The following is a 23,914-nucleotide window of genomic DNA, read 5'->3' on the forward strand; positions in this document are numbered from 1 at the left end:
CGCGGATTGGGGTGGTCGCCGAGCGCCACCTACGATGGAGCCATGACCCAGACGACTGACCAGGCCGGCAAGCGTGTGCTGCTGGCGGCTCCGCGCGGCTACTGCGCCGGAGTCGACCGGGCCGTCGTGACGGTCGAGAAGGCGCTCGAGCTCTATGGGCCGCCGGTCTACGTGCGCAAGGAGATCGTGCACAACAAGCACGTCGTGACGACGCTGGAGAAGCGCGGCGCGATCTTCGTCGAGGAGACCGACGAGGTGCCCGAGGGCGCGACCGTGATCTTCTCCGCCCACGGCGTCGCGCCCGTGGTGCACGAAGAGGCCAAGGCGCTGAGCCTCAAGACCATCGACGCCACCTGCCCGCTGGTGACCAAGGTGCACCGTGAGGCGGTGCGGTTCGCGAGCGACGACTTCGACATCCTGCTGATCGGCCACGAGGGTCACGAAGAGGTCGTCGGCACCTCGGGTGAGGCGCCGGAGCACATCACCCTGGTCGACGGCCCCGACGACGTCGCCAACGTCACGGTCCGCGACCCCGACAAGGTCGTGTGGCTGTCGCAGACCACGCTCTCGGTCGACGAGACGATGGAGACGGTGCGTCGGCTGCGCGAGCGGTTCCCCGCCCTGCAGGACCCGCCGAGCGACGACATCTGCTACGCCACCCAGAACCGCCAGCTCGCGGTGAAGCAGATGGCTCCCGACTGCGACCTGATGATCGTCGTGGGCTCACGCAACTCCTCCAACTCGGTGCGGCTGGTCGAGGTCGCGCTGGAGCACGGCTCGCGGGCCGGCCACCTGGTCGACTACGCCGACGAGATCGACGAGACCTGGCTCGACGGCGTCCGGACCGTCGGCGTCACCTCCGGGGCGTCGGTGCCCGAGGTGCTGGTGCGTGACGTGCTCACCTACCTCGGCGAGCGCGGCTATGCCGACGTCACGCCGGTCGTGGCCGCGGAGGAGAGCCTGCTCTTCTCGCTGCCCAACGAGATCCGGCGCGACCTCAAGGCCCGCGGGATGAGCGACAAGATGCGCCACGACGGCGCGTTCGAAGAGGCCGGCTCGCTGCACTGACGCGCCGGCTGAGTCGAGTAGCGTCCGCGGTATGCCGTCCCAGACGGTCGTGGTCGACTCGGGCACGTCCTACCACCTGCTGACCTCGGTCGCGTCGGTGGCCGACCCGCGGTGGCGGGACGTCCTCGACGGCGGCCCCGCGTTGGCGCGCGAGGTGTCGGGTATGGCGCGGCGTGACCTGCTCGGCGACGTGCGGGCGCCCGGACGGTTCGGGTGGATCAACCTGCTGTCCGTCGCCGGGGCCGGGCGCGGTCCGCGCACGGTCGAGAGCCTGCTGTCCCGGCTCGCCGCCAGCGACCCGGTGGAGCTGCACCTGACCATGCTCGGCGGCGGCCGGCGGCAGCTGCTCGAGCTGGTGTCGAGGGAGACACTCGTCGCCGCGCTCGCCGGAGACCGCGGCGCTCGCAGCGAGCTCAGGGCGGTGCTCGCCGGCGACGACACGGTGCTCGAGGCCACGCCGTGGCTGCTGCGGTCCGACCCGGTGGAGGTCCAGGCGCACGTGCTCCGCGTGCTGTCGACGTGGCGCGGCCTGCTGCTGCCGCCCGAGCGCGAGGCCAGCCTGCGCGCCGACCTGCGCCTCGAGGCCCGCCGGCGTCGCGCCGACCTGGCCAGGCACGGCGCCGCCCGCCTGCTGGCGGCGGTCGCCCCGGCCCTGGCCTACGCCCCGCACCCCGCACCGAGCCGCGTGGTGCTGTTCCCGGCACCCGCCATGGCGCCGGTCGTCGTGGTGGTCGACGAGCTGCGCCGCACCCTGATCGGCTACCCGCCCGCCGCCGACGAGGACGGTGAGGACGCGTTGCTCCTCGGGGCGCGTGCGCTCGCCGACCCGGTGCGGCTGCACGTGCTCGACCTGCTGGGCGCGGGCGGCCTGACCGCCCAGGAGCTGGCCCACCAGGTCGGGGCGCCACGGACGACCTTGCTGCACCACCTCGCCCTGCTGCGCGCCGCGGGCCTCGTGGAGACGGCGGTCGGCGCCGGGCACAGCACGGTCTACAGCCGGCGGGGGACGGTGTCGAGGTGGTCGTCGACCAGCTCAGGTCACGATTCGGTGGTCTCAGTGTCGAAAAATCTCGACACTGACTCGTCCCAGTTCTAGGCTCCCCGGTGTGAGCACCCCTCGGTGGCCGAGCTGGTTCGTCGCGGCGCTGGCGTCGGCCCTCGTGGCGGCCTGCGGAGGCGGAGGTGACGCGGGCGGCAGAGCGTCGACGGCCGCGGCCTCGTCGGCGTCGTCCGCCTCGTCGGGCGCGACGTCGACCGAGGCGCCTCGTGGGGTGATGGCGTCGACCGACGGTCGGGCCACCACGGTCGCCACCAAGGTCGAGGTCGGCGGCAACGCCTGTGGGGTCGCCGTGTCCGGCGACACCGTCTGGGTGACCGACGCCAAGGCGGCGAAGCTCGTCGCCGTCGACGCTGCTTCGGGTCGGGTGCGAGCCAGGTATGCCGTGAGCGCCACGCCGTGCGAAGTCGAGGTGGCCGCCGGGTCGGTCTGGGTCACCACCCAGTCCGGCGTCGTCGACCGGGTCGACCCCAGGTCGGGCAAGGTGCTGGCGTCGGTGGCCACGGGAGCCGCGTCCTACGAGACGATCGGGGCGCTGGGCGCGGTCTGGGTCAGCAACCGCAATGGCCAGAGCATCACTCGCATCACCCCGGCCACGAACAAGGGCAGCACCCGCTCCGTCGGAGAGGTCAATGCCGGTGGCCTGGTCGAGGAGGGCGGCTACCTCTGGGTCGGCGACGACACGACCGGCGCGTCGGCGATCCTGCGCATCGACCCCAGGTCGTGGCAGGCCACCCCGGTGCCGACCGGGGGAGACCGGCCGGGCTACGTCGCGGCGACGAACGGCCGCGTCTGGGTCTCCAACGTGAAGTCCGGCACCGTCACCGGTCTCGACACGACGACTCTCGCTCCGGTGGGTCCGCCGGCCCCCGCCGGGGCGTCCCCGGTCAACCTCAAGGCGTCGGCCGACGGGAAGTGGGTCTGGGTGCCCGACGACGTGGGCGACCTCGTGACCAGGATCGACGCCGCCACCGGCGCAGCAGTCGAACGCGTGCAGGTCGGCGCTGGTCCGGCGGTGGTGGCACCCAGTGCCGATGGCGTCTGGGTCACGCACTTCGACGACGGCTCCGTCTGGCACCTCGTCCTGCGCTGAGCCACCGTTGTCGCCAGCTCGTGCCCACGGCGGGCCAGGCCCTTTCCAGACCCGACTTCTGGCCACTCATGCCCCGTGACCTGCGGCTTCGCCCACCCTGTGCGGCACGGGTGGCCAGGAGTGGGGATCGGGGTGCTGCGACGCGTGTCACGGTTCAGCGGAGCCTTCCTTCCAGGGGGCGCTCACGCGGGTACCTTGTGACCCATGATCGGCCTGACCACTGCGCGGGCGCGGCTGACGCAGCGGCTCGTCGCGCGCGCGACCGGCGGTGGCCCCGTCGACCTCTCCAGCCTCGAGGCCGTGCCGCGTCGCCTGCTGCGCCCGCTACGCAGGTCGGGCCTGGACCCGGTGCACCGCATCGGCTCGACCGCTCCCGACCCGGTGCACCGGCTGGCGCACATGTTCGGGATGAACATCTGGTTGGTCTCGGGTCAGGAGGAGGCCAAGGCCGTCCTGGCCGACCAGCGCCGGTTCAGCAACGACATCCGCCCCTACGTCGGCGCCGCGGGCGCCAGCGTCGGGGGCCTGGGCTTCACCGACCCACCTGAGCACACCCGGCTGCGGGCACTGCTGACGCCCGAGTTCACCATGCGTCGCATCCACCGGCTGGCGCCCCGCATCGAGGCCATCGTCGACGCCCAGCTCGACCAGATGGAGGTGAACGGACCGGTCGTCGACCTGGTCGAGCACTTCGCGTTCCCGATCCCGTTCCTCGTCATCTGCGAGCTGCTCGGTCTGCCGGTCGAGGACCGCGAGCGGTTCCGGTCGCTGAGCCATGCCCGCTTCGATGTCACGGCTGGCGGCGCCGGCGCCTTCGGGGCGATCTCGCAGAGCCAGCTCTTCCTGCTCGACGCCACCCGCAAGCAGCGGGTCGACCCGGGCGACGGCCTGCTCGGGCGGATCCTCGCGGCGGTCGGTGACGACGTCAGTGACGAAGAGGTCGCGGGTCTGGCCGACGGAGTCTTCACCGGCGGCTACGAGACGACCGCGAGCATGCTCGCGCTGGGGTCGCTGGTGCTGCTGCGCGACCGCAAGCACTTCGACCTCGTCCGCGACGACGACAGCTCGATCGACCGGGTCGTGGAGGAGATGCTGCGCTACCTCAGCGTCGTGCAGATCGCGTTCCCGCGGTTCGCCAAGGAGGACCTCGAGCTGTTCGGCAAGCGGATCCAGAAGGGCGACGTCGTCATCGCGGCGCTCAGCCGGGCCGACCGGGACCAGCGGGTCGGGCCAGATCTCGGCACCTTCGACCCGCAGCGGCCGCCGTCGCCGCACGTCGCGTTCGGATACGGGTTCCACCGCTGTGTCGGCGCGGAGCTGGCTCGCCTCGAGCTGCGGATCGCGTTCCCGCGGTTGGTGCGTCGCTTTCCCGAGCTGGCGCTCGCCGCGTCGCCCGAGTCGCTGCGGTTCCGCGACCAGTCGATCGTCTACGCGGTCGACTCCCTGCCGGTCCACCTCGGCGGCGTGGGCTCCTCGAAGTCGAGCTGAGGCCGCTCGGCGTCTGCCGTGGCTGCCTCGAGGAGCTCCATGGCGGTGAGCACCCGCGGTCCGGTCTCGAGGGGCTGCGGGCTGGGCAGGGGTCGCTCCACGACCCCGGCCTCGTGCATCCGGCGGGCGGAGACGAGCACCCTGGACTCCAGGGCACCGACGAGCTGGTTGTAGGCCTCGACCGACCGGGTCAGGGCCGTGCCCATCCGCATCGTGTGGCTGCCCAGGGTGCCCAGCCGGTCGTAGAGGTCGCGGCCCAGGGTCATCACCTCGCGGGCGTGCGCGGTCAGGGCGTCCTGCTGCCAGGTGAAGGCCACCGTGCGCAGCAGCGCCAGCAGCGCGCCGGGCCCCACGAGGACGACGCGGCGGGCCATGGCGTCCTCGTGCAGGGCAGGATCTGCGGACAGCGCTGCGGCGAGCATCGCGTCGCTGGGGACGAAGCAGACCACCATCTCGGGGGTGCTCTCGAACGCGCTCCAGTAGTCCTTGGCCGCCAAGGACGCCACATGCGACTTCAGGGACGCCGCGTGGGAGCGCAGCAGCGTGGTGCGCTCAGCGGGCGGGAGGTCGTCGGCCTGGGCTGCGAGGAAGGCACCCATCGGCGCCTTGGCGTCGATGACGAGGTGCTTGTCGCCGGGCAGGCTCACGACCACGTCGGGTCGCACCTGACGCTGGTGCCGGCTGACCCGGCTCACCTGCTCGTCGAAGTCGCAGCGGGCCAGCATGCCGGCGTGCTCGAGCACGCGACGCAGCTGCACCTCGCCCCACGCACCACGCACTGTGGACGAGTTGAGCGAGCCGGCCAGCGACTGGGTCTGGCGTCCCAGCGACGCGGTCGACTCGTGCACCGCCGCCATGGTCGTCTCGAGCGCCGCGAACTGCCTGGTGCGGTCGCGCTCCAGGGTGCCGACCTGCTGCTCGACCCGGACCAGCGCCTCGCGCAGGGGCACCAGGGCCGCCGCCGTCTGCGCGTCGTCCGAGACCGCCGCCTCGAGGTCGACCACCCGCTCGCGCAGCAGGTCGGCCTCGGTGCGGGCGGAGGCCAGGGCGCTCGCGGCCGACCCGCGCGCGAGCCACCAGCCGCCCGCGCCACCTGCGGCGACGCCGAGGACCAGTCCGAGGAGGAGCATGCCCACGAGTTCCATGGACAGGACCATGCCACCCGGCGCCGACAGCCGTGTCTAGGCTGGCCGGGTGCCCACGCCCGAGCTGCCGGACCTGTCGGACGGCGACGACCTCGTCCTGCGCGGCGTGCCCCCGCAGGACGGAGACGACGACGCCTTCGCCTTCGTGGTCGTCTGGGAGGGTGAGCAGGTCGGTCGGGTCGAGGTCATCGTGGACGGCTCCGGTGACGCCGACCTGATCTGGGCGGTCGTCGCCGACTACCGCGAGGTCGGCATCGTCGAGCGGGCCCTGCGCCTCGTCGTCGGCTGGACGTTCGCCAGCCTCGACGTGCACCGCGTCGAAGCGCGGGTGCCCGACGCCGAGCGATCCTCGGTGCGAGCGGCGCTGCGCGCCGGGATGCGCAAGGAAGGGGTCGCCCGCGGGTCGCTCGTGGAGCGGGGAGAGCGCGGAGACGTCATGGTGCTCGCGCGGCTGCGTGACGACGCCGAGCCCGACAGTCGCGACGGCTTCATCGCGCTCCTCAACTCCTCGCTGCCCACCAAGCGGGCGATCGCCCAGGGCGTGCTGCGCGACCGGGAGGGCCGGGTGCTCCTGTGCGAGCTCACCTACAAGGCCGAGTGGGACCTGCCCGGTGGTGTGGTCGACCCGTCCGAGTCGCCGGCCACCTGCCTCGTCCGCGAGGTCCGCGAGGAGCTCGCCATCGACGTCGAGGTGCAGGGCCTGCTGGCCGTGAACTGGCTCCCGCCGTGGCGTGGTTGGAGCGATGCCACCGTGTTCGTGTTCGACCTGGGCGTCGCCGACCCTGACCTCATCGCGCGGACCACGTTGGAGCGCAGGGAGATCCGCGCCCTGCACTTCGCTGCCGAGGAGGAGTGGGAGGCGCGGGTCGCCCCCTACAACCAGCGGCTCCTCGCCTTCCTCGCCACTCACGCCGGCCCCACGGCATACCTCGAGGACGGGCTGCCGGCGCTGTGAGGTGAGGTGGGCCACGTATGCCGCGCGGCGGGATCCGCCGTCCGCGAGACTGGGCGGGTGAGTGGTGACATCGACGCAGGCAGCGAGTTCGACCGGGGCACGACCGCGGTGGCCAGGGACGGCGAGCCGGGGGTCTACGACTCGGCCCTGGGGGAGGGCTGGCGGATCGGCGGCGGCGTCAACGGTGGCGTGTTGCTGGCCATCGCGGGCCGCGCCCTGGCCGCGGAGTTCGGCACCGCCGAAGGCGACCGGCCGGCCCACCCGGACCCCTTGGCCATCAGCGCCTACTACCTGACACCGGGGGTCCCGGGGCGGGCGACGGTACGCACCTCCGTGGCCCGGCGCGGGCGAGCGGTGTCCTCCGGCCAGGCCTCCCTGCTGCAGGACGACGGGCAGGGCGGCGAGGTCGAACGCGTCCGGTTCCTCGCGACGTACGGCGACCTCGAGTCGGGCGGGGGCGACCTCACGACCTCGGCCCAGCCGCCGGACCTGCCGCCGCCGGACGGGTGCATCTCGTCGCGGCAGGCACCGCCCGACTTCCTCAAGCACGCGTCCCTGCTCGAGCGGCTCGACATGCGCCTGGATCCGGCCACCACCGGCTGGGCCCTGGGCAAGCCGAGCGGGAACGGGGTGATCCGTGGCTGGTTGCGGATGGCCGACGGCCGCGAGCCCGACCCGTTGCTGCTGCTCCTCGCCGTCGACGCGCTGCCCCCGGTGGCGTTCGAGCTGGGGCTGCCGGGCTGGACCCCCACCCTCGAGCTGACCGCCCACGTGCGGGCCCGTCCGGCACCGGGCTGGCTGCGGGTCAACCTCACCAACCGCACCCTCGCGGGTGGGTTCCTGGAGGAGGACGCGGAGGTCTGGGACAGCGAAGGCCGCCTGGTGGCGCTCTCCCGGCAGCTCGCGCGGGCCTCGGCGCCGCCGCAACGCAGCTGACCCGAAAGGTATCTGGGCAGGTTCTCGCACCTCCTCCTCACACAGGCCGAACCCGGGGGGAGTTTCGTCATGACCAAGATCGAGCTGAGGCTGGACCACCTGCAGTGCCGAGTGCAGGGCGACGCGTCGGGGGGCTCGGAGCCCTACCTGTGGCCGGTGCTGCTGTGGGTCACCGACCAGACCCTGGGCACTGCGACGCCGGTGCGCGTCAACCACCCGCACAGTCCGAGGACCGTGATCGCCCAGAACGTGCACGCGGGCGCGGCGCTCGCGGTCCCGGCGTCCGTCGGCCGGATCTCGACCAACCTCGACGCGGGTGACAGCCTCCGCAAGGCCATCGCGGTCGTCACCCTCCTCGAGAACGACGACACCCCCGACCACGTCGTGCTCGCCGCCTACGACCGGTATGTCGAGGCGCTCCCGGTGGCCATCGCAGGACACCTTCTGGAGCTGAACAGCGACGACCCCGACACCGTGGACGCAGCCACGGCGGCAGTGCGCGAGGAGGTCAGCGATGCCGTGCACAGCGCAGGCAAGGATGCGCTGACCTGGTGGGAGAAGGTGAAGGTGGAAGTGGGTTCGCTGAACCTCGATGACGAGGTCGGTGCGGAGTTCGCCAGCACGGAGGTCACCAAGGAGCTCGGGCTCACCTTCCAGCAGAGCACCACCATCCTGAGCCAGACGGTGGTCACCCAGGACTGGCGGCTCAGCGGGGCGCTCGTCGTGGACAACACGGTCGACCGCTGCGCCTCCGAGGCCCTCGCCGTCAACCGGGCCAAGGTCGTCCGAGACGCAGCCCAGCGGCGGCTGCGCGACCTGCAGACCGCGTTCGCCCAGGCCCCCGCGGCCGAGAGGCCGGCGATCCAGCTCGACATCGACGACGCCCGCGCCGAGCTCTCGTCCGCCGAGTCCGCTCTCGACGCGGCCGAGTCGGCACTGGCGGCGTGCCGCGCGCGGCCACCACGCCACATACCGGAGCACGTCCTCGACCACGTGCTCGACCACGTCATCGAGGTGCGGCACGACCTCACCTAGGGGCCTGATCAGCCCGACCGGGTCACGGAGGGGCGCTCGCTGCCGGGGGCGTGGGCGTCCTTCCGCAGGTCCGCCCGCCGGTAGACTCTCGGCCTTGTGGCTCTCACTATCGGAATCGTCGGCCTGCCCAACGTGGGCAAGTCCACGATGTTCAACGCCCTGACCAAGAACAACGTGCTCGCCGCGAACTACCCGTTCGCGACCATCGAGCCCAACGTCGGCGTGGTCCCGCTGCCCGACGCCCGCCTGAAGAGGCTCGCCGAGATCTTCGGCTCGGAGCGGATCCTGCCCGCGACCGTGTCGTTCGTCGACATCGCCGGAATCGTGCGCGGGGCGTCCGAAGGTGAGGGGCTGGGCAACAAGTTCCTCGCCAACATCCGCGAGGCCGACGCGATCTGCCAGGTGGTCCGGGCGTTCGAGGACGGCGACGTCGTGCACGTCGACGGCAAGGTCTCGCCCGAGTCCGACATCGAGACGATCCACACCGAGCTGATCCTCGCCGACCTGCAGACCCTCGAGAAGGCCGTGCCGCGCCTCGAGAAGGAGTCGCGGATCAAGAAGGAGTCCAAGCCGCTGCTCGACAACGCGGTCGCCGCGCAGAAGGTGCTCGAGGAGGGTCACACCCTGTATGCCGCGGGCGCGGCTGCCGGGGTCGACCTCGACCTTGCGCGCGGCCTGGGCCTGCTCACCACCAAGCCGTTCATCTACGTGTTCAACCTCGACGAGGACCAGCTCTCGGACGCTGCCCTCCAGTCGTCGCTGCGCTCGCTGGTCGAGCCCGCCGACGCGGTGTTCCTCAACGCCAAGCTCGAGATGGACCTGATGGAGATGGAGCCCGACGAGGCGATGGAGCTGCTCGAGTCGTTCGGGGCCACCGAGTCCGGCCTCGACCAGCTCGCCCGCACCGGGTTCCACACGCTCGGTCTGCAGACCTACCTGACCGCCGGGCCCAAGGAGTCGCGGGCCTGGACGATCGGCCAGGGCTGGACCGCCCCGCAGGCAGCAGGCGTCATCCACACCGACTTCCAGCGCGGTTTCATCAAGGCCGAGATCGTGTCCTACGACGACCTCGACGCGGCCGGCTCGATGGCGGCGGCCAAGGCCGCCGGCAAGGTGCGCATGGAGGGCAAGGACTACGTCATGGCCGACGGCGACGTGGTGGAGTTCCGCTTCAACGTCTGACAACCGACTCGAGAGGCCATATGGGTCGGCGTCGACAAGACGCTGGTCCAGCTGGGCCGGATCACAGCCGGCCTGAACGCCCGCACGGCGTCACCGTTGCCGGAGGGTGTCGCCGCCCGGAAAATGGGTCCGGTGGTATTGGTCAGCGCCCGGCCGAGAGGAGATTCCCGTGAGGCTTGAGCCCCTGTACCGGGTTCGCTTTCACTACCCCGAAGGCTGGGGGATCAAGCTGGAGGGCGGCTGGGAGCAGTACTTCTTCTCAGTCGAGGGTCATTGCGAGGGTTCGATCACCGGCCGGCTCCACGGCGCGAACTTCCCGCGACGCCGGACCGGCGACGGACCCTTCTGCCCCGACTTCCGCGCAGTCATCGAGACCGACGACGGTGCGACGATCATGATGGAGAGCCACGGCTACGGCCGTTCCTACCCCGCCGACCGCCGGCAGATCGTCGGCTCCGTTCTCCACCTCAGTGACAGTGAGCGCTACCGCCGCCTCAACGACGTTGTCTGTGTGTGCGTGGGAGAGGTGCGTGCACCCACCGCACCGGACGGGGAGCCGGAGCTCGTCATGGACGTTGCCGAGTTGATTTGGGAACGCATCGCCGACTGATGGCAAAAGGTCCACCTGTGCCCAGCGACCTGTGCTGTGGACGTGGCGCCGCCACCTCGTCAACCTGGATATGCGCGACTCATCGGGCTCGGGATGAGTCGCCTGTCCCTCACGCGGCGGAGAGACGCACTGGCCCGGACCGCGGCATGAGCGGATGTTTGCCGTGGCGGCCTTGTGTCGTGACGAAGACGTTGGTGACGAACACGCCCTGGATCAGGCCTGTGATGCCGCCGACGACATCAAACCTCGACAGCGCCTGTCCGCCCCGTGTCCATGGCGCGACGAAGATCTGCTTGCGCGGTGCCTCATCGGTCTTCCCGCAACACGTCGCCGGCCCCTCAGTGTTCGCTGCTGAAGAACCGTAGCAACAGCGGGCCGACGATTTGTGGGTCGACGACGTGATCCGGCCCTTCCAGGGTCTCCCGTTGAGCGTGGGGTAGGAGGTCTGCAAGCTCGTCGGCTGCGCGGTCGAAGAAGTCCGAGGGCAGGCCTGCCATGTAGGGGACCGTGATCGGCCCTCCGGTGGTGACCAGGACCGGTTGCGTGACCGTCGCCAGTCGAGCGGCCGGCACCTGGTAGTGGTTGAGGAAGAGGCTGTCGTGGACCAGCGTGTGCGCGAGGGCGACCGAATCCGCCCAATGTGCCGTCTGCTTGCCTGCCGCTTTCCTGGCCGCGATGTTGTCGTCGGAGGCGCCGGTCATGCGCATGAACAGCTCGAGAACCTCCTCGTCTCGCCCGGCGTCGAAGGCGCGGCGGGTGTCCGCGGCGTACTCCTCGAATCGAGGGCGTATGTCGTCCCCGACCGCGTAGGGCACCTCCCACACGGCGATCGTGTCGATGGCTGACCCGGCCGCGGCGGCTTCCAGCGCCAGAGCGCCACCAGAGGACGCCCCGAACAGGTGTGCCGAGCCGCCCGCCTCCGCGATCAACGCATCCAGGTCCTCGATCTCCCTTTCCACGGCGTAGGGCTCGGTGAAGCCGCTCGCGCCGCGTCCCCGACGGGCATAGTTGTAGACCGTGAAGTGCTCGGCGAGAGCAGGTACCAAGGGAGCGTTCTCGGCTCCGTCGTCCTGGGCGCCGCCTACCAGGACGACAGCCGGGCCGCTTCCCTTCCGGTCGTAGGCGATGGTGGTCCCATCGTTTGATGCCACGCGAAAGGCCATCTCGTTCATCTCACATCTCCGTTCGAGAGGTTGTCTCAGCGCCTGAGCAGCGTGCCGACGACGGCCTCGGTGCGCGACCACCGCGCCTTTGCGATCACGGCTGCCGCGACGAGAAGGGCGAGCGGCAGCCAAGGGCTCTGCTCGAGCACGAGCTGATCGGTGATGACAGCACCGGACAGCAATGCCGCCAAACCCAGACTGGCCAGGCCCGCCTGAGCCGGGATCAGAAGTCCAACCCCGCCCACGACCTCCAGCGCTCCGACCAGGTACCGAAGCCACTGGCCAGCCCCAATGCCGGCGAACATGTCCACCATGACCGGGTCGCCGGCGAGCTTCGAGATTCCGCCGCCGGCGATGATCGCCGCCAGCACGACTTGCAGACTCCAGACCCCGATGCTGCTCGCCCGCCCGGGCGTGCGCGCCACGGTTTCCGAGCTGTTCTCGAGCCTGGTGCTCATTCGGTCCTCCTTGTCGCCCGGCCTTGGGGACTAGTCAAGTTTGTTTACTCGGCCAAAGTAGACTCGGAGGAGCATCTAGTCAAGATTGATTAGGCGAGAGTTCGCCACGAACCCGGATCGTCGGCCATGGTGTAGGCGCCCTCAGCAAGTCGTTTGCTCAGGCTCTTCGCCCACTCCAGTTCGGTGCGTGCATGTCCCGCCCACAGTTCGGCCTGATCGCGGACGTGTTCGGGAATGTCGGGGGTCGGGTGCTCCCGCCACTTGGCCTGCTCTACGAGCTCCGCTTCCAGCCGCGCGACCCGCTCGTTGACGTGCGCGATGGCATCTGTCCTGGTCAGCATGGGCAGCATGGCGATCGACGCGTTGAGCATGGTGGGGTCATGGGTGCGCCGAAGACCGTCGCGGACCAGTTCGACTATCTCGTCACGTCCCCGAGCTGTCACGCGGTACAGAACGCGCTCCGGCCCGGAGTTGCCCGGCTCGGCGTGTTCGGTCAGGAAGCCGTCAGCCGCCGCCTTCTTCAGCGCGTGATAAATCGAGCCAGGCTTGATCTTGGCCCAAATCTCCGCACGCCAGCTCTGCAGCTCGGACCGTACTTGGTAGCCATGCGCGCCGCCGGAGAGGTGCACGATACCGAGTGCCAGGAGCTTCGTCGCCGACATGCGCCCACCTCCGCTCAATCTGCTCGGACTCGCTCCGCTTGCGCGCCCGCCAGGGCGTCAACTCCCACCAACACTAGGGTGCCCTCCTGGTGGGGCCGGACCCTGGTCCGACTCAGCCTCCGCCGCCTCCGCCGTCACCCCCGGCACCCGCACCGCCGTAGGTGCCGCTCCCATAGTCCTTGGGCCCCTTCCGGGCCGGGTTCCACCGCCCACTGTCGGGGTTGAACCCGGCATCCGCCCAGGCCGAGTCATCCTCGGGCTCGGGGTCGGCACCGTCCCACCCGGCATACCGGCCGAACAGCCCGAAGCACGCCTCGCTGTGGATCACCGCCTGCGCCAGCGCCTGCAGCGCCGACGGGTCGCACGTCGACAGGAAGGCATGGGGCGACCGGCGCTCGCCGAGCACGACCAGGTGGGCCAGCTGCGCGGTGTCGTCCGGTCCGAGCCGCTGACCCGCGACCAGGCCGACCTGCACCGCCCGGAGCACAGCCCGCCGTTGGTCGTCGGTGAGCCGGGGGAGCGCCTCGGAGTGGGCCACCTCGACGGCGTCCGGGGAGGCTTCCCTCAGCAGGAAGCGGTACTGCCGCACCACGGGATCCTCATCAGGGTCGGGACCGGTGCGGCGGTCCTGACCGCGCTTGCGGCCGAAGCTGACCATCCTTGATGGTAGGACCGGCCGACGACCGGCCACCAGATCCACCGAGATCTCAGCTCTCGGGGGAGGGGGCAGTCGGCTGTTCGGGTGGGGTAGTCCCGATTCGGCGTCCGCGGTCCGCGGCGTCGACCTAGCGTGGCGTCCACCGAGTGAAAGTGCTTGTGCCTGCTCATGTCCCGCCGCCCCGTCCCGCACCGGCCTGCCCTGGCCGGGGTGCTGCTGACGGTTCTGGCGGCCTCGGGCTGTGGCATCAGCGCGCTCGGAGCAGCGCCGGCCGCGACGGCACCGAGCACGCGAGCGACCGCACCGAGCACGCGAGCGATCGCACCGAGCACGCGAGCGACCGCACAGGTCGTTCCCGCTGCTGCACCCACCGCGACCACGGGGCGCACGGCGGCGAACCCCACGCCCGCCGCGACCACGCGGCATACGGCGGCGAAGCCCACGCCGGCCGCCACGCGGACGGTCCGGCCGGGCAGCGCCGTCGTCACGCTGGCGACGTTGACCATCAAGGGCCGGGCGCCGCGGACGGGTTACGACCGCGCGCTGTTCGGGCAGGCGTGGGCCGACGTCGACCGCAACGGCTGCGACACCCGCAACGACGTCCTGCGTCGGGACCTCACCCACCTCACCCTCAAGGCGGACACGCACGGATGCCTCGTGCTGACCGGCACGCTCGCCGATCCCTACACGGGGCGGCGCATCGACTTCGTCCGCGGCCGGGGCACGTCGAACGCCGTCCAGGTCGACCACGTCGTGGCCCTGTCGGACGCCTGGCAGAAGGGCGCGCAACGGTGGTCGACCACCACCCGCACGGCGTTCGCGAACGACCCGCTCAACCTGCTCGCCGTGGACGGCCCCACCAACCAGCGCAAGGGCGACGGAGACGCCGCGACCTGGCTGCCGCCCCGCAAGGCCGGCCGATGCGCCTACGTCGCCCGGCAGATCGCCGTCAAGCACCGCTACACGGTGTCCGTCACCGCCGCGGAGCGCGACGCCATGCTGCGCGTCCTGACCACCTGTCCCACGCAGCCGCTGCCCCACTGACCGACAAGTCGAAGGCGCCGGGGTCGGGTGTCATGACAGATTGACCGGTATGACCGTGTCCGCGCCCCTGCCCGTCCCCGAGGACGCCACGGCCTGGGTGCTGCTCGAAGGAGCCAGCGACGTCGCAGCGGTGCGGACCGTCGCCCACCGCGCCGGTCTCGACCTGGACGAGCGCGGCGTCGCGCTGGTCGACATGCACGGTGCGACCAACATCCGCCGGCACCTGCTGGCGGCGCATGCCCTCACCGACCGGCCACGGCTGCTCGGTATGTGCGACGCGGGGGAGGCGCCGTTCTTCGTCCGCGCCCTGCGCCGAGTGGGCTGCCCGGTGGAGGACGCGGGCGACCTTCCACGCTGGGGCTTCCAGGTCTGCCATCGCGACCTCGAGGACGAGCTGGTGAGGCGGCTCGGCGACGACGGCACGCGTGCGGTGCTGGAGGATCTCGGCCTCACCCAGCGGTTCGCGATGCTGGCCCAGCAGCCAGCGTGGGCGGGCGGGTCCTTCCACGAACAGGTGCATCGCTTCGCCGGCACGGCGTCCGGGCGCAAGGAGCTGATGGCCGAGGCGCTCGTCAAGCCGCTTGACCCCGCCGACCTGCCACCACCGTTGGCGGGCCTGCTCGGCTCGATCGTCCAGCTGCCCTAGGGCAGGAGCGACGCCCGCCCGTCGGTGGGCTCGTCGCCGCCCGCAGGAGGGGTGGGCCGCAAGCGCACCTCGGTGACCGCGTGGCGCTCGACGTCGGTGACCTCGATGCTCCAGCCGCCGACCTCGACGACGTCCCCTGGCCGGTCGGGCACCCGGCCGAGCAGCTTGAGCACCAGCCCGGCGACGGTCGAGTAGTCAGCAGACGAGGGCAGGCCGAGCTCGACGTCGAGGTCGGTGAGGTCGTGGACCGGGAACGTGCCGGGAAGGATGAGGGCGCCGTCGTCACCGCGTTGGGCGTTGGCCAGATCGGGGTCGTTCTCGTCCCAGATCTCCCCGACCACCTCCTCGAGCAGGTCCTCGAGGGTGACGATGCCGTCGACCGAGCCGTGCTCGTCGACCACGATCGCCATCTGCTGGCGCTCCTCGCGGAACCGGCGCAGGGCGTCGGACAGCCGCACCGTGTCGGGCAGCATCAGGGCGGGCTGGACGCGTGTGCCGACGAGGTCGTTGTCGCCGTCGACGACGGAGCCCCAGTGCACGATGCCGAGCACACGGTCGAGGTGGTGGCCCTGGGTGACCGGCACGCGGGAGTGCCCGGCGGCGGCCATCGCCTCGCGGGCCTGGGCGACGGTCAGGTCACTGGCCAGCGACAGCACCGAGCCACGCGGGACGAGCACGTGCCGCACCAGCCGCTCGTGCAGCTCGAGGGCTCCGCTGATGATGTCGCGCTGCTCGGCGTCGAGTGCCGGGTTGCTGGTGACGAGGTCGCGCAGCTCCTCGGCCGAGATGTCCTCGGCCGTCGCCTCTGCGCGCCCACCGAACAACCGCACCACGAGATCGGTGGACGCGCTCAGAACGGCCACGACCGGGCGCGAGAGCGTCGACAGCAGGTCGAGCGGCCGGGCCACCGCGAGGGCCCACGGTAGGGCGAGCTGCATGGCGAGCCGCTTGGGAGCGAGCTCGCCCAGGACCAGGGTGACGAACGCGAGCACCAGCGTCACCGCCGCCACCACGACCGGCTCGGCGGCCGAGCCCAGGAACTCCGCGTGCGGGACCAGCGGCTCCGCGAGCGACACCGCGGCCGTTGCCGAGGCGAGGAACCCGGCCAGCGTGATGCCGATCTGGATCGTCGCGAGGAAGCGGTTGGGGTCGCGGGCGAGGCGAACCAGCCGCCGGGCCCGCGCGCCACCGCTGCGCTCGAGCTGGCGCAGCTGCCCCTCCCTCAGCGACACCAGGGCCATCTCGCTCCCTGCGAAGACGGCGTTGAGGAGCACGAGGGCTCCGACGAGGGCGATGTCGAGCCAATAGCCAGACATGGCTGGGTGGATCACCTGTCCTTGGGGTGGGGAGTCCGGTGAACGTCCGGGTCCCCGCACGAGTTCCCGGCGCCTACGTCACTGCTCGCGGTGAGCGAGCAGTGACGTAGGCCGGACGCCCGGTCAGACCTGGGTGCCGACCAACGCGCCGATCCCGTAGGTCACGACCATCGCCAGCACGCCGCCGGCGACGTTGCGCAGCACGGCAGGCCGCACCGGCGCCTGGCCCAACCGCGCGCTGCCCCAGCCAGTGAACGCGAGCGCCACCACGACGGACACGGCGGTCACCGCGATCCGCGCGCTCGCGGGCGGCAGCAGGATCGCCAGGAGCGGCAGCAACGCGCCGACCGTGAAGGAGCCCATCGATGCCCAGGCCGCGTGCCAGGGGTTGGTCAGCTCCTCGGGGTCGATGCCCAGCTCGGCCTCGGCATGGGCGCCGAGCGCGTCGTGGTCGGTCAGCTGCTGGGCCACCTGCGCGGCCAGCTCGGGCGTCAGCCCCTTGTCCTGGTAGATCTGGGCGAGCTCCTCGAGCTCCTCCTGCGGCATCTCGCGCAGCTCACGTTTCTCCTTGGCCAGCAACGCCTTCTCGGTGTCGCGCTGGGTGCTCACCGACACGTACTCGCCGGCCGCCATGCTCATCGCCCCCGCCGCCAGCCCGGCGATGCCGGCGGTGGCGATCGACGAGCGGTCGATCGTGGCCGCAGCCACGCCGATCACGATGCCCGCGGTCGACACGATGCCGTCGTTGGCTCCGAGGACCCCGGCACGCAGCCAGTTGAGACGTGCGCCGATGCCCTGCTCGTGCTGCTCGCCCTCGTGCGGCTGGACCTCCGTCACAGCTTCACCCACCCGCAGTCGCCCCCAGCTGGCTCGCCGCCTGGGCGATGCGGTGGGCGAGCTCGACGTCGAGCTGGGTCAGACCGCCCTCGGAGTGGGTCGACAGCGCGAAAGTAACTGTCCGCCAACGGATGTCGATGTCGGGGTGGTGGTCCATGTCCTCGGCCTCGACGGCGACCTCATCGACCAGGCGGATCGCCGCAGAAAAGTCAGGGGCCTCGTAGGTCGCCCTGATCTCGTCGCCCTCACGCGTCCACCCGGTCAGGTCGCCCAGCTGACGAGTGATCTCCTCGTCGGTCAGCAGTCGGCTCATGGGCCCAACTCTGGCAAGGAAAGCCGCCCGTGTCACCGAAGCCCAGCCTCACCTCACCGAGCCGCGAGGCAGGCTCGCCCGCCAGACGCAGGTATGCCGCGTGCGCACCGTGCGCACGCGGCATACCTGTCGCGGTGTGGCGAGGGGTCAGAGGGCCTCGGTCACGGAGGCGGGCCCCATGAAGTCGGTCTCGGACCCGTGGTCGCTCTGCGAGGTGAGCTGGGCCTTGACCTCGTGGGCCTTCAGCTCGCCCGCCTCGATCTGCTCGGCGAAGTGGCACGCCACCCGGTGGTTGGCCGGCACGCCGTCGATCTCGACCACGCGCAGCTCAGGCCGCTCGGTGTCGCACTTCGTCTCCTGCCGCCAGGGGCAGCGAGTGTGGAAGCGGCAGCCCTTGGGCGGGTTGGCCGGCGAGGGGAGGTCGCCGGTGAGCAGGATCCGCTCGCGCCGGTCCTCGATGAGCGGGTCTGGCACCGGCACGGCCGACATCAGCGCCCGCGTGTAGGGGTGCAGCGGTCGGGTGTAGAGCTCCTCGGCGTCGGACTCCTCGGCCAGGGCGCCGAGGTACATCACGCCGATCCGGTCGCTGATGTGGCGCACCACGGCCAGGTCGTGCGCCACCACGAGGTAGGTGAGCCCGAACTCGTCCTGGAGCTCCTCGAGCAGGTTGATCACCTGCGCCTGCACCGACACGTCGAGGGCCGAGACCGGCTCGTCCGCGACGATCAGCTTGGGGTTGACCGACAGGGCCCGGGCGATGCCGATGCGCTGGCGCTGGCCGCCGGAGAACTCGTGCGGGTACTTCTTCAGCGCCGCCACCGGGAGGCCGACCGCCTTGAGCAGCTCGCGCAGCCTCGTGCCGGCCGCCTTGGAGTCCTTGGCCAGGCCGTGCGCCTTCATGCCCTCGAGGAGGAGCGACTCGACCGTCTGGCGCGGGTCGAGACTGCCCATCGGGTCCTGGAAGACCATCTGGATGTCCTGGCGCTTGTGGCGCAGCTCCTCGCCCTTCAGGGAGGCGATGTCGACCCCGTCGAAGTCGACCGACCCGGCGGTCGGCGGCTCGAGGTTGAGGATCGCCCGCCCGAGCGTCGACTTGCCGCAGCCGGACTCGCCGACGAGGCCGTAGGTCTCGCCCTTGTGGATCTGGAGGTCCACCCCGTCGACCGCGTAGACGTGGCCGACGGTCTTGTCGAAGATGACGCCCTTGCGGATCGGGAAGTGGACCTTCACTCCCTTGACGTCGACGAGCACCTCGTCGCTCACGGTCATCGGGACACCTCCACCGGGTTGTGGCACCGCAGGGCGCGGCTGCCCTCTTCCTCGAGCCGCGGCGACACCGTGACGCACCTGTCGATCGGCTGCGAGCAGCGCGGCGCGAAGGCGCACGCGTCGGCCCACGGCAGGTTGTCGGACACCGACCCCGGGATCGGCGTCAACCTCTCGCCGCGCGAGCCGTCGAGCCGCGGGATCGAGGCGAGCAGCCCGTGGGTGTAGGGGTGCCGCGGCGTCGCGAACAACGGGTGGCGGTCGCCGCGCTCGACGATCCGGCCGGCGTAGAGGACGTTCACCCGGTCGACGAGGCCAGCCACGACGCCGAGGTCGTGGGTGATCATCACCAGTGCGGTGCCGGTGTCCTCGACGAGGTCCTTGAGCAGGGCCAGGATCTGCGCCTGGATCGTCACGTCCAGGGCGGTCGTCGGCTCGTCGGCGATCAGCAGGCGCGGCTCGCAGGCCAGTGCCATCGCGATCAGGGCGCGCTGGCGCATGCCACCGGACAGCTGGTGCGGGTAGTCCTTCAGGCGTCGGGTCGGGTCGGGGATCCCGACCTTCTCGAGCATCTCGCGCGCCTTGGGCATGGCCGCCTTGCGGGACAGTCCCTTGTGGCGTTCGAGCACCTCGGTGACCTGCAGGCCGATCGGCACCACGGGGTTCAGCGACGACAGCGGGTCCTGGAAGATCATCCCCAGGTCGCGACCACGGCGGTCGCGCATCTGCTCGCGGCTCTGGGCGAGCAGGTTGGTGCCGCCGTAGAGGACCTCGCCCTCGACCTTGACGCCCCGCTGGGGGAGCAGCCCCATGATCGCGAGGGAGGTCACCGACTTGCCACACCCGGACTCGCCGACCAGCCCGACCGTCTGGCCGGGGCGGACGTCGAAGCTGACGCCGTCGACGGCCACGAAGGGCTTCTCGCCCTGTCGGGTGAAGGTGACCTTGAGGTCGCGCACCGACAGCAGCGGTTCCTCGCGGTTGCCGCGGGTCTGGACGTTCTGGAGGGTCTCGGTCATGGTCGCCCTACCTCCTGCTCTTGGGGTCGAGGGCCTCGCGCAGCGACTCACCCATCAGGGTGAAGCCCAGCGCGACGATGATGATGCACAGCGCCGGCCACACGGCCAGGGCCGGGTTGTCGAAGATGTTGTTCTGCGCCTTGCCGAGCATCTGTCCCCACTCGGGCTTGCGGTCGTCGGGGTTCCCGAGCCCGAGGAACGACAGGGCGGCGGCGTCGATGATGGCCCCGGCGATGACGAGGGTGGCCTGCACGATGACCGGCCCGAGCGAGTTGGGCAGCATGTGCCGGAAGACGATCGCCGACCGTTTGACGCCCAGTGCCCGCGCCGCGAGGACGTGGTCGCTGGCGCGCTGGGCCAGCATCGACCCCCGCAGCAGCCGCGCGAAGATCGGCACCTGCACCGTCGCGATGGCGATGATCACGGTCCACTGGCTCGGCCGCGTCGCCAGGGCGGCGATGGACACGGCCAGCAGCAGCGACGGGATCGACAGCATGACGTCGACGAAGCGCATCACGAGCGAGTCGACCCAGCCGCCGAAGGCCCCCGCGAGGACTCCGAGGGCGAGTCCACCCGTCAGCCCGAACAGGGTGGCGAACACGCCGACGATGAGGGTCTGCCGGCTGCCCACGATGAGCCGGGACAGGTAGTCGCGTCCAGAGGTGTCGGCCCCGAGCGGGAAGCCCGGCTCCGGACCCGGCACCGGGTTGGACTGCGGTCGCACCTTGTTGAGCAGGAGGCCGGCCGCGGGGTCGTGCGGGGCGATGAGGGGGGCGAAGATCGCGATCAGGATGAACAGCACGGTGATGCCCGCGCCGAGCAGGAAGACCGGGTTGCGGCGCAGCCGGCGCCACGCACTGGCGATGAGGGAGACGCCAGAGCTCTCCTCGATGCGACCGGCATCGTCGACGGTGAGCAGCGCGGTGCCGGCGGCCGAACCGCCACCGACCCTGCGCGCACCGGCTGTCGCGGCCAGGTCGTCGATCCGCTGCTTCTTGCCGGAGGGGGTCAGGTTCTTGGGGTCCAGCGGGGTGTTGGGGTTGTCGGGATTGCTCACCGGGTCACCTCGTCCGCACTCGGGGGTCGATCACGGCATACGCGATGTCGACCAGAAGGTTGATGATGACGAAGGTGACGGCAGCCATGAGGATGCACACCTGGAGCACTGCGTAGTCGCGACGGGTGAACGCCACCTGGACGGCCTCACCGATGCCGCCCCACGAGAAGACGCGCTCGGTCAGCACCGCACCGACCAGGAGGCCGCCGGTCTGCAGGCCGATCGTCGTCACGACGGGGAGCAGGGCGTTGCGCAGGACGTGCCGCCCGCGGATCACCTTGTTGGTCAGGCCCTTGGACTCGGCGGTCCGCACGTAGTCCTCGTCCATGACGTCGAGCACCGAGGCCCGGGTGATGCGGAAGATGACCGCGAACGGGATCGTCGCGAGCGCCAGGCTGGGGAGCAGGAGGTGCTTCAGGGCGTCCCACACCGCGTCCCACTCGCGGGTCAGGATGCCGTCGAGGACGAAGAAGTCGGTGATGCGGGTGGCGTCGATCCCCGGGTCCTGACGACCCGAGACCGGCAGCCAGTGCAGCTGGATGGCGAAGAAGTACTTGAGCATGAAGCCGAGGAAGAAGACCGGCACGGCCACGCCGATCAGCGAGCCGACGACCGACAGGTTGTCGAACCAGGAGGCCTTGCGGCGGGCGGCCATGTAGCCCAGCGGGATGCCGAGGGCGATCGCGAAGAGGAGGGCGAAGAAGCTCAGCTCCAGGGTCGCGGGGAAGCGCTGGATGAAGACCTGCATCGCGTCGACCCCTGGCTGGACGCCGGTGCTCGCGCCGAACTGGCCCCTGGCGGCCCGCTTCATGAACTCCCAGTACTGCACGTAGATCGGCTGGTCGAGCCCCAGCGCCTTCTCGAGGGCGGCGCGGCGCTCGGGGGTGGCCTTCTCACCCAGGATGGCGGACACCGTGCCGCCGGGGAGGGCGCGCAGCCAGAGGAAGACCAGCAGGGACAGGACGAAGACCACCCCCACCATCTGCAACAGCCTTCGCAGGATGAATCTCAGCACGGTGGCTCAATCTCCTTCACTGACGACGCCGCGGGACGGGTCTCGCAGAGTCTCGGACGACCGGAGTCGATCATGGCCCGACGGGCCGGCACAAGCAGGCGACACGCTTTCATGACTGCGACTACATGACTGTGGCCGCCCCAGCGGTTGTGCTGGGGCGGCCACAGTCCTAGCTGGTGCTCACCGAGGCGAGCCTCAGGTCACTTGCTCACCGTCACCGACGAGAACGTCTCGGCGGTCAGCGGGCTGGCCACGAGGCCCTGGACCTTCTTGCTGACGACGAGCGCCGGCGGGGAGTGGCTGATCGCCAGACCCGGGAGGTCGTTCTCCATGATCTCCTGGTTGAGCTTCTCGTAGGCGGTGGCCCGCTGGCCCTCGTCCACGATCGAGTCAGCAGCCTCGAGGTCGGCCGAGAGCTTCGCACCGTACGAGGTCGCACTGGTGTGGAAGTCGTTCGACTTGAGGTTGCCGAAGAAGGTGCCGATGAAGTTGTCGGCCGAGTTGTAGTCACCGGTCCAGCCGAGCAACCACGCGTCGTACCCACCGTTGTCCACGGTGTCGAGGTAGCCGCCGTTCCACGGCTTGGTGACCACGTTGACCTTGATGCCGACCGCCTCGAGGTCGCCGCGCAGCGCCTCGTAGATCTTCTGCGGGTCCGGCATGTAGGGACGCGACACCTCGGACGGGTAGGCGAACGTCAGGGTCATGCCGTCGGCGCCGGCCTCCTTGAGGAGCGACTGGGCCTTGGCCTTGTCGTAGGCGTAGGGCTGGAGGTCCTTGTTGTAGCCGGCCACGGTGTCGGGCATGAACTGCGTCGCCACCTGGGCGCCCTCGGGCAGCTGGGTCTTGACCAGCTGGTCACGGTTCAGCGCGTAGTAGAGGGCCTGACGGACCTTGAGGTCCTTCAGCTTCGGGTTCTTGGCCGGGTTGAGCCCCATGTAGAGGACGTTGAAGGCCGGGCGGACGAGGACGTTGTTGCCCGAGTCCTTGAGGCCCTTCCAGTCGGCCGGGTTCGGGAGGTCGTAGCCGTCGATGCTGCCGGCCTCGAGCTCCTGGCGACGGGTGCTCTCGTCGGGGATGATCTTGAAGACCAGCTTGGCCGTCTTCGCCTTCTCGCCCCAGTAGCTGTCGTTGCGCACGAGCGTGACCGTCTTGTTGGCCTCGTCGTACTTGTCCAGCTTGTAGGGGCCGGTGCCGACCGGGTTCTTCGAGTAGGCCGGGTAGCCGAAGCCCTCGCCCTGCTTGGTGACGTTGTTGGCGTCACCGGCCTTGAGGGCCTTGGGCGACTGCATCGAGAACGAGTCGAGCGACAGGGCCGTCGGGAACTTCGACGTCGCGCGGCTGATCTTGACTACCGCCGTCATGTCGTCCTTGGCCGTGCAACCCTGGTAGAGGGCATTGGCCGCGTCGGACTTGAACGCGCCCATCACGTCGGACCAGTACGCGGCCGGGCCGCCGGCCGCGGTCTCGTTCTGGTCGAACATGCGCTCGAAGTTGTAGCAGACGGCCTCAGCGTTGAACGCCTCGCCGTCCCAGAACTTGACGCCCTCGCGCAGGGTGAAGGTCCACTCCTTGCCGTCGGCGCTGGCTTCCCACTTGGTGGCCAGCTCGGGCTCGATGTCGGCGGTGCCGGGCTTGATGCCGACCAGTCCCTCCATCATCTGGCGGGTGACCCGGAAGGTCTCACCGTCAGTGGCGTAGAACGGGTCGAACAGCTCGGGGGCGCCGGCGGCGCCGAAGGTGATCGTGTCCTTGACGTCCCCACCGCCACTCGACGGGTTGTCGTTCGAGTTTCGGTCGGACTGGGCACAGGCTGCCAGCGTGAGGGCCAGCGTCGTCGCCAAGGCGACCGGGGCCGCCTTCCGCGTGAGCTTCATGTATACCTCGCTTG

The 23,914-nt window shown here is 70.6% G+C and carries 24 protein-coding genes; 11 read left to right on the forward strand and 13 right to left on the reverse strand.

Annotated elements, in window-relative coordinates; genetic code table 11:
• The first annotated feature begins 42 nt into the window (after positions 1-42).
• The 4 genes from BLQ34_RS00295 to BLQ34_RS00310 all read left to right on the forward strand — a co-directional run bounded on the left by BLQ34_RS00295 (position 43) and on the right by BLQ34_RS00310 (position 4,706).
• On the forward strand, positions 43-1,068 hold the full coding sequence (locus BLQ34_RS00295) for a 4-hydroxy-3-methylbut-2-enyl diphosphate reductase (RefSeq protein WP_091779967.1): 1,026 nt from the start codon (positions 43-45) through the stop codon (positions 1,066-1,068).
• 31 nt (positions 1,069-1,099) lie between these two features.
• Positions 1,100-2,164, forward strand: a complete 1,065-nt coding sequence (locus tag BLQ34_RS00300; protein WP_091779970.1) for a helix-turn-helix domain-containing protein — start codon at positions 1,100-1,102, stop codon at positions 2,162-2,164.
• Between the two features lie 10 nt (positions 2,165-2,174).
• Positions 2,175-3,218, forward strand: coding sequence for a Vgb family protein (locus BLQ34_RS00305; RefSeq protein WP_091779972.1), 1,044 nt, complete (start codon positions 2,175-2,177; stop codon positions 3,216-3,218).
• Between the two features lie 204 nt (positions 3,219-3,422).
• Positions 3,423-4,706: a cytochrome P450 gene (locus BLQ34_RS00310; protein WP_091779975.1), complete on the forward strand. Its 1,284-nt coding sequence runs from the start codon at positions 3,423-3,425 to the stop codon at positions 4,704-4,706.
• Here BLQ34_RS00310 and BLQ34_RS00315 read toward each other — a convergent pair.
• Entirely contained in the window at positions 4,646-5,851 is a 1,206-nt protein-coding gene (locus BLQ34_RS00315; RefSeq protein ID WP_091779978.1) for a DNA recombination protein RmuC, read from the reverse strand. The genes BLQ34_RS00310 and BLQ34_RS00315 overlap by 61 nt on opposite strands.
• Before the next feature lie 49 nt (positions 5,852-5,900).
• Here BLQ34_RS00315 and BLQ34_RS18630 point away from each other — a divergent pair, with 49 nt between their 5' ends.
• The 5 genes from BLQ34_RS18630 to BLQ34_RS00340 all read left to right on the forward strand — a co-directional run bounded on the left by BLQ34_RS18630 (position 5,901) and on the right by BLQ34_RS00340 (position 10,569).
• Entirely contained in the window at positions 5,901-6,806 is a 906-nt protein-coding gene (locus BLQ34_RS18630) for an NUDIX hydrolase (RefSeq protein WP_157692829.1), read from the forward strand.
• Between the two features lie 57 nt (positions 6,807-6,863).
• The gene (locus tag BLQ34_RS00325; RefSeq protein ID WP_091779981.1) at positions 6,864-7,742 is read left to right on the forward strand and encodes a thioesterase family protein; all 879 of its coding nucleotides are present in this window, start codon (positions 6,864-6,866) and stop codon (positions 7,740-7,742) included.
• Positions 7,743-7,811: 69 nt separating this feature from the next.
• A complete protein-coding gene (locus BLQ34_RS00330) occupies positions 7,812-8,777 on the forward strand; it encodes an RND family efflux transporter (protein ID WP_091779983.1) in 966 nt (321 codons plus the stop codon).
• 96 nt (positions 8,778-8,873) lie between these two features.
• On the forward strand, positions 8,874-9,959 hold the full coding sequence (gene ychF, locus BLQ34_RS00335; RefSeq protein WP_091779986.1) for a redox-regulated ATPase YchF: 1,086 nt from the start codon (positions 8,874-8,876) through the stop codon (positions 9,957-9,959).
• Between the two features lie 169 nt (positions 9,960-10,128).
• Positions 10,129-10,569, forward strand: a complete 441-nt coding sequence (locus BLQ34_RS00340; RefSeq protein ID WP_091779989.1) for a DUF3237 family protein — start codon at positions 10,129-10,131, stop codon at positions 10,567-10,569.
• A gap of 338 nt (positions 10,570-10,907) precedes the next feature.
• Here BLQ34_RS00340 and BLQ34_RS00345 read toward each other — a convergent pair whose 3' ends face one another.
• The 4 genes from BLQ34_RS00345 to BLQ34_RS00360 form a co-directional block, all read right to left on the reverse strand.
• Complete coding sequence (locus tag BLQ34_RS00345) at positions 10,908-11,741, reverse strand: alpha/beta fold hydrolase (RefSeq protein ID WP_091779992.1); 834 nt, start codon at positions 11,739-11,741, stop codon at positions 10,908-10,910.
• Between the two features lie 26 nt (positions 11,742-11,767).
• The gene (locus BLQ34_RS00350; protein WP_091779995.1) at positions 11,768-12,190 is read right to left on the reverse strand and encodes a DoxX family protein; all 423 of its coding nucleotides are present in this window, start codon (positions 12,188-12,190) and stop codon (positions 11,768-11,770) included.
• Positions 12,191-12,279: 89 nt separating this feature from the next.
• Positions 12,280-12,852, reverse strand: coding sequence for a PadR family transcriptional regulator (locus BLQ34_RS00355; RefSeq protein WP_091779998.1), 573 nt, complete (start codon positions 12,850-12,852; stop codon positions 12,280-12,282).
• 112 nt (positions 12,853-12,964) lie between these two features.
• Positions 12,965-13,510 carry a hypothetical protein gene (locus BLQ34_RS00360; RefSeq protein ID WP_091780001.1) on the reverse strand — a complete coding sequence of 182 codons (546 nt, stop codon included), beginning with the start codon at positions 13,508-13,510 and terminating at the stop codon, positions 12,965-12,967.
• 168 nt (positions 13,511-13,678) lie between these two features.
• On the opposite strand from BLQ34_RS00360, the gene BLQ34_RS00365 reads away from it, so the two are divergent.
• On the forward strand, positions 13,679-14,554 hold the full coding sequence (locus BLQ34_RS00365) for an HNH endonuclease family protein (RefSeq protein ID WP_091780005.1): 876 nt from the start codon (positions 13,679-13,681) through the stop codon (positions 14,552-14,554).
• Between the two features lie 49 nt (positions 14,555-14,603).
• Positions 14,604-15,200, forward strand: coding sequence for a TOPRIM nucleotidyl transferase/hydrolase domain-containing protein (locus BLQ34_RS00370; protein ID WP_091780008.1), 597 nt, complete (start codon positions 14,604-14,606; stop codon positions 15,198-15,200).
• On the opposite strand, the gene BLQ34_RS00375 is transcribed toward BLQ34_RS00370, so the two are convergent.
• From BLQ34_RS00375 to BLQ34_RS00410, 8 genes are all read right to left on the reverse strand, one after another.
• On the reverse strand, positions 15,197-16,516 hold the full coding sequence (locus tag BLQ34_RS00375) for a hemolysin family protein (RefSeq protein WP_091780011.1): 1,320 nt from the start codon (positions 16,514-16,516) through the stop codon (positions 15,197-15,199). The genes BLQ34_RS00370 and BLQ34_RS00375 overlap by 4 nt on opposite strands.
• 123 nt (positions 16,517-16,639) lie before the next feature.
• A complete protein-coding gene (locus tag BLQ34_RS00380) occupies positions 16,640-17,353 on the reverse strand; it encodes a VIT1/CCC1 transporter family protein (RefSeq protein ID WP_091780014.1) in 714 nt (237 codons plus the stop codon).
• A gap of 4 nt (positions 17,354-17,357) precedes the next feature.
• Positions 17,358-17,666: a 4a-hydroxytetrahydrobiopterin dehydratase gene (locus BLQ34_RS00385; protein WP_091780016.1), complete on the reverse strand. Its 309-nt coding sequence runs from the start codon at positions 17,664-17,666 to the stop codon at positions 17,358-17,360.
• Between the two features lie 147 nt (positions 17,667-17,813).
• Complete coding sequence (locus tag BLQ34_RS00390) at positions 17,814-18,935, reverse strand: ABC transporter ATP-binding protein (RefSeq protein ID WP_091780019.1); 1,122 nt, start codon at positions 18,933-18,935, stop codon at positions 17,814-17,816.
• Positions 18,932-19,951, reverse strand: coding sequence for an ABC transporter ATP-binding protein (locus BLQ34_RS00395; protein ID WP_091780022.1), 1,020 nt, complete (start codon positions 19,949-19,951; stop codon positions 18,932-18,934). Before BLQ34_RS00395 ends, BLQ34_RS00390 begins: the two co-directional genes overlap by 4 nt.
• Before the next feature lie 7 nt (positions 19,952-19,958).
• Positions 19,959-21,008, reverse strand: a complete 1,050-nt coding sequence (locus tag BLQ34_RS00400; protein ID WP_231961363.1) for an ABC transporter permease — start codon at positions 21,006-21,008, stop codon at positions 19,959-19,961.
• 4 nt (positions 21,009-21,012) lie between these two features.
• Positions 21,013-22,023, reverse strand: a complete 1,011-nt coding sequence (locus BLQ34_RS00405; protein ID WP_091780025.1) for an ABC transporter permease — start codon at positions 22,021-22,023, stop codon at positions 21,013-21,015.
• Between the two features lie 200 nt (positions 22,024-22,223).
• Positions 22,224-23,900, reverse strand: a complete 1,677-nt coding sequence (locus tag BLQ34_RS00410) for an ABC transporter substrate-binding protein (RefSeq protein WP_091780028.1) — start codon at positions 23,898-23,900, stop codon at positions 22,224-22,226.
• Positions 23,901-23,914 lie beyond the last annotated feature (14 nt).

Origin of the sequence: Pedococcus dokdonensis, from assembly GCF_900104525.1 — a bacterium.
Taxonomy (GTDB): domain Bacteria; phylum Actinomycetota; class Actinomycetes; order Actinomycetales; family Dermatophilaceae; genus Pedococcus; species Pedococcus dokdonensis.